Raw genomic sequence first — 12,219 nt, 5'->3', positions numbered from 1 at the left:
CGGGTCAGCGCAGGGTGAGCTGGCGGCCGAGCAGGCCCTGGCGGGCCCGGCGCCCGGCGGCGTCCAGCGGCTCCCGCTCCTCCAGCGCCTCGGCGTACCGCTTGGCGAACCCGGTCACCGGCTCCTCCCAGTCGGCGGCCGGCGCGTCCTCGGGCAGGTCCCACACCGGCACGAGGCGGCCGTGCGCCCGGAACATGCCGGCGAACCGGGTGTTGTCGCCCAGGGTCAGCGTGCCGGCCACGCTCAGCCGGGACAGCGCGTCCAGCGCCACATCCTCGTCCTCCGGCAGGACCCAGCGCACGTGTGCCTTCTCCGGCACCTGGCACCAGTACGCGGCCCGCGCCGCGGCCAGCTTCACGGTCGGGTAGATCGCCGCGTTGGCCCGCTCCAGGGACGCCTGCACGTTCGGGTCGTCCGCGGCGCCCGGGTCGAGCCAGAACTCGAACCCCTCGTGCATGCTGATCTCCAGCGGGCCGTCCACCAGGATGTCCTGGAGGCGGGGGCCCGGCCCCGGCAGCGGCGGCACGCTCACCTGGCCGCCCGGCTCGGTCCGCAGCGCGCAGAGCAGCGCGTCGGCCAGGTCCCGGGAGACGTCGCCGGACTGCTGGTGCCGCTGGAGGCCGATGAAGACCCGCCCGTCCGGCTTGGTCATCGCCGGGGCGGCCATCGGCAGCACGGTGGCCAGGGTCACCGGGCGGTCGCCGTACTCCTCGACCAGTTCGGGGGTCAGCCGCAGCGGCGCGGAGGCGGCCGGCACCAGCTCGCGCAGGGCGATCCACTCCGGCTCGTCGACCAGGCCCTCGAACGGTCGGGGCACGAAGACGTCGCGCACCTTCTCCCGCTTCGGGGTGGCTTCGGCGGGCCGCTGGCTCTTTCGACGCTTGCTCACGGCGACACAGCCTAGATGCCGGGCCCGACCGCCGTGGGCGCAACCCGCCTCACCGGTCGGCTCAACCGGCCACGACCAGGTCCGGCCGGGTGGTCACGGCGGCCGGGTCGAACTCCGCCCAGACGCTCTGACCCAGGCCGTCCCGCTCGACCCCCCAGCGGCTCGCCAGGCCGGAGATGATGTGCAGGCCGCGCCCGTCGGCGGCGTCCGGGGCGGCGACCCGCATCAGCGGGCCGGAGGCGCCACCGCCGTCGGTGACCCGGAGCTGGACGGCCGGCCCGCCAACCGTCGCCCGCAGCCGCCAGGCCACCCGGACCACGCCCCCGGGCAGCGGGTCGGCGTGCCGCACGGCGTTGCCGACCAGCTCGGCGAGGACCGCGACCAGGTCGGCCAGCAGGGTCGGGGGTACGACGTCGGCCAGCTCGTCGGCGAGCCGGTGCCGGGCCAGGCGCGTGCCGGTGACGTGGTGGGGCACCACCACGCACCACGCTCGTTCGGCCGAACCCGTCGACACCGTCGTTCCTTCCCCCGTGCGGGCCGGGTTCACCCCCGTGGCAGCCGCACCTCTGCGACCGTACCCCCACCAGCTCTCGGTCGAAGGGATACCCATCCATTCTGTTGTTCAACGATCTGCCGGACGAGATAGAGCCCCAGACCGGCCCCCGGGTAGCGCCGCCGGTCACCGGACTCCCCCTGCCAGAACCGGTCGAACGCCCGCTCCACGTGCTCCGGCCGGATGCCGATGCCCCGGTCGGCGACCCGGAAGGAGACGGTCCGCTCGTTGGCCTCGGCGCAGACCTCGATCGGGGTGTCCGGCAGCGAGTACTTGCCGGCGTTGGTGCTCAGTTCGGTGAGCACGGTGGCCAGGCTGTGCCGGTCGCCGAGCGCCTTGGGGAGGTCGGCCGGCAGGTCGAGGACGATCCGGTGGCGGACGTCCGCCGGCAGGTCGGGCACGGCCGCCCGCAGCGCGTCGCCCAGGTCGAACGGGGCGGCCGGCTCGCCGCCGGGGCGGTTCTCGGTGGCGGCGGTGAGCAGCCGGTCGACCAGCCGGGCCAGCTCGTTGGCGCGCTGCCCGATGATCCGGGCGGCCTGCCGCCGGTCGTCGTCGCTGAGCGACTCCCAGTGGTCGGTGAGGGTGTCCGCGTACCCCTTGATCACGGTGACCGGGGTGCGCAGCTCGTGGCTGGTCACCGCGACGAAGAGGTCCCGGTCGTGGTCGCGCCGCTGCTGGTCGGTGATGTCGCGGAAGGTGACCACCCGCAGCGCGCCCGGCCCGGGCAGCTCACCGGAGGTGATCCGCAGCCAGCGGCCGTCCGGCAGCCGGTGGTCGAGCACCTGGCCGGACGGGGGGAGCGGGAACGGCAGCGGCCGGCTCAGCGCCTCGCCGGCCGGCCGGCCGGTCACCTGGGCCGCGGCCGGGTTCCAGAGCCGGACGTGGTGGTCGCGGTCGACCACCGCCAGGCCGTCGGCGAGCGCCGCCACCACCGGGCCGTCGCCGTGCACCGGCAGGCCGGTCTGGTCGCCGTACATGTGGGCGATGCAGGCGGCCACGTAGCCGACCACGGCGCGCTGGGAGGCGTCCAGCGGCGCGCCCTCCGGGTAGAGGGCGTGCAGGCTGCCCACGGTCAGTCCGCCGATCTCGGCGCGCGCCAGGATCATCCGGCACAGCCCGCGCGCGGCGACCTCGTCGGCGAGCGCGCCGGGGATCGCGTCGACCCGGACCTCGCGGACGGGCGGCCCGGAGAGCAGGCAGACGGTGGCCGGGTCGGTGGCCGGCAGCGGGCGGCCGGTGACGAACTCCGCGCTGCCGGTCGCCGCGATCACCCGGCCGCCGGCGGGGGCGAACTCCACGAACACCAGGCCGGCCGCGCCGACGGCCGGTTCGACCTCGCGGAGCAGCCTGGTGAGCACGGGCAGGCCCGACTCACCCGAGTTGATCATTTTGATCACGCTGGTGTGGCCGGCGATGAGGGCGGTGAAGTCGGTTCGCTCCGGCATGTCCCGAGTGTGCCGCGCCGCCCGGCCCGAGGACACCCCCTGGCCGGGCGACCGCCCACCGGTCGGACCGGGGGGCTCATCGGCCCAACCGGGCCAACGCCCGGGCGGGCCGGTCGGTGATCACGCCGTCCACCCCGGCGGCCAGCACCAGCTCCAGGTCCGCCGGCTCGTTCACCGTCCAGACGTAGACCTGGTTGCCGGCGGCCCGGAGCGCGGGGACGAGCTGCGGGCGGGCCCGGACCAGGCCGATCCCCGGCCCGGCGATCCGGGTGCCGAACGGCAGCCGGCCCAGCCGCAGCCAGCGCGGCAGCACCTCCAGCAGCAGCACGGTGGGCAGCGCCGGCGCGAGGTCGCGGATCCGGCGTACGGCCAGCGGGGAGAAGGACATCACGGTGACCCGGACCGGGTCGTCCGGGCCGGGTTCGGCCAGGCCGTACCGGCGCAGCAGGGTGACCAGCCGGCGCTCGACGTCGCGGCCGTAGCGGGAGGGGTGCTTGGTCTCGATGAGCAGCCGGACCGGCCGCCCGGCGGCGAGCACCGCGTCGAGCAGCCGCTCCAGCGTGAGCAGCCGGGTGTGCGACGCGTCGAGCGGTTCGTCCCCGTCGGCCGCCGACCCGCCGGGGTGCCACGAGCCGAAGTCGAGCGCCTCCAGCTCGGCGAGGGTGCGCGCGCTGACCAGCCCGTGACCGTTGCTGGTCCGGTCCAGCCGGCGGTCGTGGACGCAGACCAGGTGCCCGTCCCGGGTCAGCCGGACGTCGCACTCCAGCCCGTCCGCGCCCTCGTCGAGGGCGCGCAGGTAGGCGGCGAGCGTGTGCTCCGGCAGGTCGTGGGAGGCGCCGCGGTGCGCGAAGACCAGGGGGGTGGCCATGGCCGGGTCGCGCCTCAGGCGACCCGGCCCGGCTGCCCGTCGTCGGTGACCACGGGACGGCCGGCGGCGGCCCAGTCGCCCATCCCGCCCTCGACGTTGCGCACCTGGTCCCAGCCGTTGCGCATCAGGTACGCGACGACCTGCGCGGACCGCCCGCCCGAGCGGCAGATCACCGCCACCTCGCGGTCGTCCGGCACCTCGGCGATCCGGGCGGGCAACTCGGTCATCGGCAGGTGGTGGGCGGTCGGCGCGTGGCCGGCGCCCCACTCGTCGTCCTCACGGACGTCGAGGAGGTAGATGTCGTCGGGCACGGCCGACGCGGGCACGCTGGGAACCTGGGGTCCGAACACGGCTACCAAGCCTAGCGGCCCGCTCCGGTCAGAGCTGGTTGACCCAGCGGGGGTGGGCGACCGCCCATTCCGGCATCCGGGTGCCGCGCAGCGCGTCGAAGAGCCCGCCGCCGCCGTTGTCGAGCACCACGTACGAGACCTGGTCGATGGTCTGCGGGTAGGAGGGCACCTGGACGCCGTGCAGGGCGTTCGCGGGCAGCCCGCGCAGCGCGAAGAGCAGGTCCTCCAGGGGTACGCCGTTGCTGTCCAGGGTCAGCGCGCCGCCCACCGCCCGGAGCACCCGGTCCAGCTTCACCGGGTCGCTGCGCAGGTGGGTCTCGCCGGCCTTGTCGAGCACCGCCCGGAGCATCTGCTGCTGGTGGCGCTGCCGGTCGTAGTCGCCCCCGGGCAGGTCGTAGCGCTGCCGCACGTAGTCCAGCGTCCGGGCGCCGTTCATCTGCTGGCAGCCGGGGTCGAACTGGGTCTTCGTGTGGATCGACCGGACCGGGGTGTCGACGCACATGCGGATGCCGCCGAGCAGGTCGATGACCTGCTTGAAGCCGGAGAAGTCGACAAGCGCGGCACCGTCGAAGCGCACCCCGGTGAGCCGGGTCAGGGTGGCGCTGAGCAGCCGGGCCCCGGCCTCGCCCCCGCCGCCGTGCTCGTACGCCGCGTTGACCTTGTCCTGGCCGCCCCCGTAGCCGGGCGCCGCCGGGATGGCGACCAGCAGGTCGCGCGGCACGGAGATCAGGTACGCCTGCCGCAGCCCGGCCGGCACGTGCACGATCAGGATGCTGTCCGAGCGCTGGTCCTCGGGGTTCGCGCCGAGCCGGTGGTCGGAGCCGATCAGCAGGTAGTTGAGCGGACCGGAGAGGTCGGTGCGCCTCTGCCGGGCCGACGCGTCCAGCAGCTGTTCCTTGGTGACCGTGCGGTCGTAGCGGTTGGTGAGCCAGTGCAGGCCGGCCACGCCGAGGCTGGCGAGCAGGAGCAGGGCGAGACCCGCGCCGAGCAGGAACCGGGACCAGCGGGCGGATCGCGTCCGCCCGCGTGCGTTCCGTGCTGGCCTGGACGTGACGTTCCCCCCGTAGCCGCGACATGAGACCCGCTCACGTCAGGCTACGGGGGGAACCGCCGGGCGGTGCCGCTTTCGCCGGCTACCGGCAGGTCACCAGGTCATTTGCGGGTGGACAGGACGCTCGGGTTCGACACCACGAAGTCCGCGAGCTTGTCCTTCTTCACGGCCTGGAACATCTCCATGGTCGTCTCGTTGAACTTCTCCCGGCCGTTGCCGGCGGTGCTGTAGGTGCCGCCGTTGGTCCGGAGGGTGACCAGGTCGTTCCCGCTGACGCCCTTGAGCGTGAAGATGAAGTCCGCGATCGGCACGCCGCCGGTGTCCAGGATGAAGGCCTTGCCCGCCGCCTTGATCAACGCGTTCAGCTTGAGCGGGTTGGTCAGCATGCCCTTGTCGGTGGCCTTCTTCGCCATCGCCTTGATCAGCTGCTGCTGGTTCTGCTGGCGGTCGTAGTCGCTGTTCGGCAGGCCGTAGCGCTGGCGGGCGTAGTCGAGCGCCTCCCAGCCCTCCATCTCCTTGCAGCCCTTCTTGTGGACCACCGGGGTGTACGACTTGCCGGTCTTCTTCGCGTCCGCGTTCCACATGGGCTTGCCGTCGACCATCGACATGTGGTGCGACTTGACCTCGTGACTCACGCAGATCCGCACCGTGCCGAGCGCGTCGATCACGTTCTTGAAGCCGCCGAAGTTGATGATCGCGGCGCCGTCGAAGCTGATCCCGGTCATGTTCTTGATGGTCTTGGCCATCAGCTGGGCACCGCCCTCCCAGCCGCCACCGTTCTGCGCCCCGTGGAAGAAGGCGGCATTGATCTTGTCGGTGCCGCCCCCGTAGCCGCTCTTCCCGAAGGCCGGGATCTGTGCCTCGGTGTCCCGGGGGATGGAGATCAGGTAGGCCTGGTCGTGGGTGGCCGGGATGTGCAGGATGATGATCGTGTCCGACCGGACGTCGTCGGCGGCCCAGCGCTGCCGGGCGTCGACGCCGAGCAGCAGCATGTCGATGGGGCCGTCGAGGCTGTTGCCGCCCTCGGCGTCGCTCTTGCCCGCCTCACCGAGCAGGTTGCCCTGGTCGATGCTGTTGGTCGCCTGGCCGATCACCGCCTTGCTGCCGACGATCGCGAGGCCGCTCGTCATCATCAGGACGGCGCCGAAGATCACCGTGAGCTTGGCCCAGAGCGGGTCCTTGCGCTTGGTGCGCTTCTTCCCGCCGCCGGGGCCGCCGGGGCCGGGCTGCGTCGGGATGATCGGGGGAACCCGCCCGGGTGATCCGGGCTCCAGTGACTGAGGGCGACGGCTGGTCTGGACCGGCATGCGTGCTCCAGCTCGGTGATCGGGGGCGGGACCACTGTACGTATCTGTTCCCGTTCTCGCGACCTCGTGCGAGGGCTATTCCCGTCAATCTCGGCCAATGGCTCAGGGTTGTGGCCGAACGGCCAATTGAAAGGATCCGGTCGGCGGTTGGCTCACTGCGGGACGAGCCTTGACCACCGACCGGATGCACCACCGTCGCGGGGTGGCGTCAGCCGCCGCTCCCGTCGGTGTCCGTCTTCTGGTTGGCCTTCAGCCAGTCGGCCATGGTGTCCGCGGCGATGGCCTTGTACATCGCCAGCGCCTTCTCCCGGTCGGAGACCACCACCGACTGGCCGTCGATGGTCTGGCCGCCCAGGTTGGGGCTCGTGACGAAGGTCAGGTTCTCCCCGCGCAGGCTCCGGAACTGCAGCGCCATGTCGGTCAACGAGAATCCCTGGTCGACCGTGACGGCGGCGGTGACCGCCTTGAGGAAATCGTTGAGCTTCCTGGGGTTGGTCAATGTCCCGGTGCTGGCCGCCTTGTCCATGAGCGCCTTGAGGAACTCCTGCTGGTGGCGCATCCGGGCGAAGTCGCCGTCCGGGAACTGCTTGCGCTGCCGGACCCAGTCCAGCGCCTCGGCGCCGTTCATGTGGTTCACGCCCTTGGTGAACGTCCGGTACGGCTTGTGGATCGAGTTGATGGTCCGCTCCACCTTGAGGTCCACCCCGCCGAGGGCGTCGGTGACCTCCTTGAAGCCGGCGAAGTCGATGGCCATCACGTGGTCGATCCGGACGTCGCTGAAGCACTCCACGGTCTTCACGGCGAGCGGCAGGCCGCCGAACGCGAAGGCAGCGTTGATCTTGTTGCGGGAACCCGAGTCGCAGGACGCGCCGGCGTTCTCCGGGATCGGCACGTACAGGTCACGCGGGATCGAGACCAGGTAGGCGTGCTTGTGGTCGGCCGGGATGTGCATGACGATCAGCGTGTCCGCCCGCCACTTGCCGGCGGCGTCCACCTCGGCGTCCGGGTCCCGCGAGTCGCTGCCCACCAGCAGGATGTTCAACGCGCCCTCGACCTGCTTGGCCGGCCGCCCCCCGGTGATCTGGGAGAAGGGGTCGGTGCGGGCCAGGTCGCCGTTGAGGTTGCGGGCGTAGAGCCAGGCGCCGGTGGCGCCGAGCAGCGCCAGCACCAGCACGGCGACGCCGGCCACCAGGCCGATCCGTCCCCAGCGCGGACGGGGGCCGCGCCGGCCGGGACCGCCGCCGCCACCACCAGGCCCGTCCGGGCCGGTCGGTCCACCCGGGCCGCCGGGCCCGCCCGAGCGCGGCTCCTCGTCATACGAGGGGTACCAGCGGGCGTCGGTCGCGCGGGCACGCCCGCTGGTGCCCCGGCCGGAGCCGGGAACCTGGGCGCGGCCCGCGCTCCGGCTCAGGGGTGCGCGGAACGGGACGCCGGCAGACGAGGTCGCTGACATGTAACCGAGGGTAGGTCGGTCGAGCCACCCGCGCCCTGAGGCGCAGCGAGGTGTCAGCCTCCTCCCAGCGGGACTCAGTACCCTAGCCGGCCGCGGAAGTACTCGATCGTGCGTCGGAGACCGTCTTCGGGCGCCACGGCGGGCTCGTATCCGAGCAGCTCGCGGGCGAGGGTCAGATCGGGGCGGCGCATCTCCGGGTCGTCGGCGGAGCGGGTGATGTAGCTCACCTCGGAGCTGCTTCCGGTGAGTGACACGATCGTCTCGGCCAGTTGCCGCATCGACATCTCGTGCTCGGTGCCGCAGTTGATCGGGCCGGTCTCGGTCGAGTCGAGCAGCAGCAGGATGCCCCGCACCAGGTCGTCGACGTAGCAGATCGACCGGGTCTGGTTGCCGGTGCCGTGCACGGTGATCGGCTCGCCGCGCAGCGCCTGGGAGATGAAGGTCGGGATGGCCCGGCCGTCGTCCGGCCGCATCCGGGGGCCGTAGGTGTTGAAGATCCGCACGATCGCGGTGTCGGTGCCCCGGCTGCGGTGGTAGGCCATGGTGGCCGCCTCCGAGAAGCGCTTCGCCTCGTCGTAGACGCTCCGGATGCCGATCGGGTTGACGTTGCCCCAGTACGTCTCGCGCTGCGGGTGCTCCTTCGGGTCCCCGTACGCCTCGGAGGTGGAGGCCATCAGGAACCGGGCGCCGTCGGCGGTGGCCCGCTCCAGCAGGTGCAGGGTGCCCACCGAGCCGACCCGCAGGATCTCCACCGGCAGCTTCTCGAAGTCGGTGGGGCTGGCCGGGGAGGCCATGTGCAGGATCGCGTCGAACCGCTCGGCCATCGCCGGGTGGTCGGTCGGCAGCCCCTCGGAGATGTCCGCCTCGATCAGCGAGAAGGTCGGCTTCTCGAGTAGGTGCGCGATGTTGTCCTTGGAGCCGGTGACGAAGTTGTCCAGCACCACCACCGTGCAGTCGCGCTCGATGAGCCGGTCGACCAGGTGCGACGGGACGAAGCCGGCGCCGCCGGTGACGAGGATGCGATGTCCGGAGCCGAAGCGGGGAGCGACCTTCATGCCGGCCAGCCTACTCAAGCCGGTGGGCCGGAGCCGACGACGGCTCCGGCCCACCGGGGTGGGGGGTGTGGTCAGTGCGCGCCCGCGCCGGTCAGCGAGCGCACCTCCAGTTCGGCGTACTTGTCCTCGTCGTGCTCCTTCGACAGCAGCGTGCCGATCCAGCCGCAGAGGAAGCCGAACGGGATCGAGATGATGCCCGGGTTCGACAGCGGGAACCAGTGCCAGTCGTGGTCGGGGAACATGGCCGTCGGCGCCCCGGAGACCACCGGGGAGAAGAAGACCAGCACCACGGCGGCGAGCAGGCCGCCGTAGATGGCCCAGACCGCCCCGGAGGTGTTGAACCGCTTCCAGAACAGGCTGTAGAGGATCGCCGGCAGGTTGCCCGAGGCGGCGACCGCGAAGGCCAGCGCCACCAGGAACGCCACGTTGAGGCTCTGCGCGAAGATCGACAGCACGATGGAGATCGCGCCGATCACCAGGGCGGAGATCCGGGCGACGTTCACCTCCTGCCGCTCGGACGCCTGACCGTTCCGCATGACGTTGGCGTAGAAGTCGTGCGCCAGGCTGGACGACGAGGCCAGGGTGAGCCCGGCGACCACCGCCAGGATCGTGGCGAAGGCCACCGCCGCGATGATCGCCAGCAGGGTCGCCCCGCCCAGGTTCCCGCCGAAGAAGTCCTTGCCGAGCGCCTCGGCAAGCTGCGGGGCGGCCGTGTTGCCGGCCTTGTCCTGCGCGGTGATCGCCTTGCCGCCGACCAGCGCCGCCGCGCCGAAGCCGAGGGCGAGGGTGAGCAGGTAGAAGGTGCCGATGATGCCGATCGCCCAGAGCACGCTCTTCCGGGCCGCCTTCGCGGTCGGCACGGTGTAGAAGCGGATCAGGATGTGTGGCAGGCCGGCCGTGCCGAGCACCAGCGCGATGCCCAGCGAGAGCAGGTCCATCTTGCTGTAGAAGGTCTTCAGCGCGTCGCCGGGTGTCTCCACGCCGTAGCGCAACCCGGGTTCGAGGAAGGCCGCTCCCTTGCCGGAGGCGTCGGCCGCGTCGCCGAGCAGCGAGGACAGGTTGAACTTGTACTTGGCCAGCACCAGCAGGGTCATCACGAGCGCACCGGTCATGAGCAGGAACGCCTTGACGATCTGTACGTACGTGGTGCCCTTCATGCCGCCCACGGTGACGTAGATGATCATCAGGGCGCCCACCATGATGATGGTGGCGACCTTCGCGGTGTCGGCGTCCATGCCGAGGAAGGTGGTGCCCGGCTTGATGCCGAGCAGCAGGGCGACCAGCGCGCCCGCACCGACCATCTGGGCCAGCAGGTAGAAGATCGACACCGTGATGGTGGAGACCGCGGCCGCGGTCCGGACCGGGCGCTGGCGCATCCGGAAGGCCAGCACGTCGGCCATCGTGTACCGGCCGGAGTTGCGCAGCAGTTCGGCGACGAGCAGCAGCGCCACCAGCCAGGCGACCAGGAAGCCGATCGAGTAGAGGAAGCCGTCGTAGCCGTACAGGGCGATGATGCCGGCGATGCCCAGGAAGGACGCGGCGGACATGTAGTCGCCGCCGATCGCCATGCCGTTCTGGAAGCCGGAGAAGGACCGGCCGCCGGCGTAGAAGTCGGTGGCGGTCTTGGTCTGCCGGCTGGCCCAGACGGTGATCGCCAGCGTGATCGCCACGAAGACCAGGAACAGCGTGATGGTTAGGTTGCGGGCCGTGGTGCCGCCCGCCTCAGCCGCGAGGACCGTGTTCATGGGTCACCTCCCCCACCTCGGCGCGGAGCCGGTCGGCCACCGGGTCGATCTTCCGGTCGGCGAACCGCGAGTAGAGCCAGGCGATGACGAACGTGGAGACGAACTGGAGCAGGCCGAAGACCAGGGCGACGTTGATGTTGCCGACCAGCTTCGTGCCCATGAAACCCCGCGCGTACGCGGAGAGGATGACGTAGAGCGCGTACCACAGGAAGAACGCGACGGTCATCGGGAAGACGAAGCCGCGCAGCGCGCGCCGCAACCCGGCGAACTCGTCCGACCGCTGGACGGCGAGGTACCGTTCCGCCGCCGACTCGGCGGGTGCGGACGCGGGTGTGTCCGTGGACATCTGTGGATCACCACCTTCGCAGGCGTGGGGAGTTTTCGCGCACGGTAGAGAGCGCGCTCCCCGCCGGGGAAGGCTCGGATCGGCGACGGTCGACGGCTGCGCCGAACGGCGGTCCGGCTGCGCCGAGTGACCCAGGTCACTCCGCTCACCGGTCGGTGGTCAGTCGGTCAGCCCCCGGTAGCGGCCGCGGTAGTGCAGCAGCGGCGCGGTGTCCTCGGCCAGGTCGACCGCCTCGATGGTCGCCTCGACCAGCAGGCCCCAGCCGTACTCCCGGGTGGTGTCGAGGCGGCACCCGGCCCACCCGCCGGCGTCCGCGGGCACCGGCCCGTACGGCGTGTCGGTCCAGGAGTCCAGGGCGAACAGGCCGCCCGGCGACGGGAAGAGGCCGGCGAACCGGTCGGCGAGCTGCCGGTGCTGCGGGCCGAGCGGCGCGACCGCGAACCGGCCCGCCTCCTCCACCGCCGCCCACAGGTCCGACTCCGGGTCGACCAGACCGAGCAGCCGGTCCGGCTCCCCCTCGGCCACCAGGGTGGACGAGACGGTCAGCCCCGCCGGGCCGGGCGCGGTCCAGAGCGTCACCGGAGCGGCCAGCCGGCCGCGCAGCCGGCGGACCGGCGAGCGTTGCCCGGCCGGCACGGCGAACGGGTCGGTGTGGTGGATCTCGGCGCCCGGCTCATGATTCACGTGAAACATTGTGCCGCCCCGGCCCCGCACCCAGCCCAGGAAGCGCCGATGCAGGTCCCGGGCGCCGGGAAGCTGCCCGGTGGCCTCCGCCATCAGGCCACCCAGGTAGAGCAGCAGTGCGGTCCGGTCGTGCCGGTACTCCACCAGCAGCGCGAGCCGGGCCGGCTGGCACGGCCAGTGCGCCCCGCACGACCGGCACCGCCACGCCGGCCGCATCGCCACGTGCGCCGGACCCGGCCCCTTCCAGATCTTGGACGAATTCGGCCCCTCGAAGGGCCGTTTCCGTCCAAGATCTCGGCGGTCATTCCGCATGAGCACCTCCCCGGGAAGGGGTCGCCCCGGCCGGGGGATGGCCGGGGCGACCTGCCGCAGGACCGGCCGCCGGGTCGTCGCCTCCACCAGCCGGGCCGCGCCCCTCCACCCTGGACTCGGCGGGATCAGCGCGGGAGGATGCCAGGGCTTACTACCAAGCG

At 72.2% G+C, this 12,219-nt stretch carries 12 protein-coding genes; all 12 read right to left on the bottom strand.

What is annotated here, in order from left to right:
• Nucleotides 1-4: 4 nt before the first annotated feature.
• The gene (locus NLX85_RS30900; RefSeq protein ID WP_254341146.1) at nt 5-889 is read right to left on the bottom strand and encodes a DUF5926 family protein; all 885 of its coding nucleotides are present in this window, start codon (nt 887-889) and stop codon (nt 5-7) included.
• A gap of 61 nt (nt 890-950) precedes the next feature.
• Nucleotides 951-1,370 (bottom strand): ATP-binding protein, encoded by a 420-nt coding sequence (locus NLX85_RS30895; protein WP_254341408.1) that lies wholly within the window; start codon nt 1,368-1,370, stop codon nt 951-953.
• A gap of 62 nt (nt 1,371-1,432) precedes the next feature.
• The gene (locus NLX85_RS30890; RefSeq protein WP_254341145.1) at nt 1,433-2,887 is read right to left on the bottom strand and encodes a PAS domain-containing sensor histidine kinase; all 1,455 of its coding nucleotides are present in this window, start codon (nt 2,885-2,887) and stop codon (nt 1,433-1,435) included.
• Between the two features lie 76 nt (nt 2,888-2,963).
• Nucleotides 2,964-3,755, bottom strand: a complete 792-nt coding sequence (locus NLX85_RS30885; protein WP_254341143.1) for a glycerophosphodiester phosphodiesterase family protein — start codon at nt 3,753-3,755, stop codon at nt 2,964-2,966.
• 14 nt (nt 3,756-3,769) lie between these two features.
• A complete protein-coding gene (locus NLX85_RS30880; protein ID WP_091316463.1) occupies nt 3,770-4,105 on the bottom strand; it encodes a rhodanese-like domain-containing protein in 336 nt (111 codons plus the stop codon).
• Between the two features lie 28 nt (nt 4,106-4,133).
• Nucleotides 4,134-5,051, bottom strand: a complete 918-nt coding sequence (locus tag NLX85_RS30875; protein WP_254341141.1) for an LCP family protein — start codon at nt 5,049-5,051, stop codon at nt 4,134-4,136.
• Nucleotides 5,052-5,257: 206 nt separating this feature from the next.
• Complete coding sequence (locus NLX85_RS30870) at nt 5,258-6,463, bottom strand: LCP family protein (protein WP_254341139.1); 1,206 nt, start codon at nt 6,461-6,463, stop codon at nt 5,258-5,260.
• 208 nt (nt 6,464-6,671) lie between these two features.
• Complete coding sequence (locus tag NLX85_RS30865) at nt 6,672-7,916, bottom strand: LCP family protein (protein WP_254341137.1); 1,245 nt, start codon at nt 7,914-7,916, stop codon at nt 6,672-6,674.
• Nucleotides 7,917-7,990: 74 nt separating this feature from the next.
• Entirely contained in the window at nt 7,991-8,971 is a 981-nt protein-coding gene (locus tag NLX85_RS30860; protein ID WP_254341135.1) for an NAD-dependent epimerase/dehydratase family protein, read from the bottom strand.
• Nucleotides 8,972-9,042: 71 nt separating this feature from the next.
• Nucleotides 9,043-10,716 carry a cation acetate symporter gene (locus NLX85_RS30855; RefSeq protein WP_254341133.1) on the bottom strand — a complete coding sequence of 558 codons (1,674 nt, stop codon included), beginning with the start codon at nt 10,714-10,716 and terminating at the stop codon, nt 9,043-9,045.
• Nucleotides 10,694-11,062 carry a DUF485 domain-containing protein gene (locus NLX85_RS30850; RefSeq protein WP_091316479.1) on the bottom strand — a complete coding sequence of 123 codons (369 nt, stop codon included), beginning with the start codon at nt 11,060-11,062 and terminating at the stop codon, nt 10,694-10,696. Before NLX85_RS30850 ends, NLX85_RS30855 begins: the two co-directional genes overlap by 23 nt.
• A gap of 159 nt (nt 11,063-11,221) precedes the next feature.
• Nucleotides 11,222-11,890 (bottom strand): flavin reductase family protein, encoded by a 669-nt coding sequence (locus NLX85_RS30845; RefSeq protein ID WP_254341406.1) that lies wholly within the window; start codon nt 11,888-11,890, stop codon nt 11,222-11,224.
• Nucleotides 11,891-12,219 lie beyond the last annotated feature (329 nt).

The organism is Micromonospora sp. A3M-1-15, from assembly GCF_024213425.1.
Classification (GTDB): Bacteria; Actinomycetota; Actinomycetes; order Mycobacteriales; family Micromonosporaceae; genus Micromonospora; species Micromonospora chersina.
Note: the sequence above shows the minus strand (reverse complement) of the source record. Positions and strands in the feature narration are given on the sequence as shown.

Coding starts and splice junctions, on each gene's coding strand:
- NLX85_RS30850 (WP_091316479.1), bottom strand. CDS start 11,062: ATGTCCACGGACACACCCGCGTCCGCACCCGCCGAGTCGGCGGCGGAA.
- NLX85_RS30860 (WP_254341135.1), bottom strand. CDS start 8,971: ATGAAGGTCGCTCCCCGCTTCGGCTCCGGACATCGCATCCTCGTCACC.
- NLX85_RS30870 (WP_254341139.1), bottom strand. CDS start 6,463: ATGCCGGTCCAGACCAGCCGTCGCCCTCAGTCACTGGAGCCCGGATCA.
- NLX85_RS30890 (WP_254341145.1), bottom strand. CDS start 2,887: ATGCCGGAGCGAACCGACTTCACCGCCCTCATCGCCGGCCACACCAGC.
- NLX85_RS30885 (WP_254341143.1), bottom strand. CDS start 3,755: ATGGCCACCCCCCTGGTCTTCGCGCACCGCGGCGCCTCCCACGACCTG.
- NLX85_RS30865 (WP_254341137.1), bottom strand. CDS start 7,916: ATGTCAGCGACCTCGTCTGCCGGCGTCCCGTTCCGCGCACCCCTGAGC.
- NLX85_RS30855 (WP_254341133.1), bottom strand. CDS start 10,716: ATGAACACGGTCCTCGCGGCTGAGGCGGGCGGCACCACGGCCCGCAAC.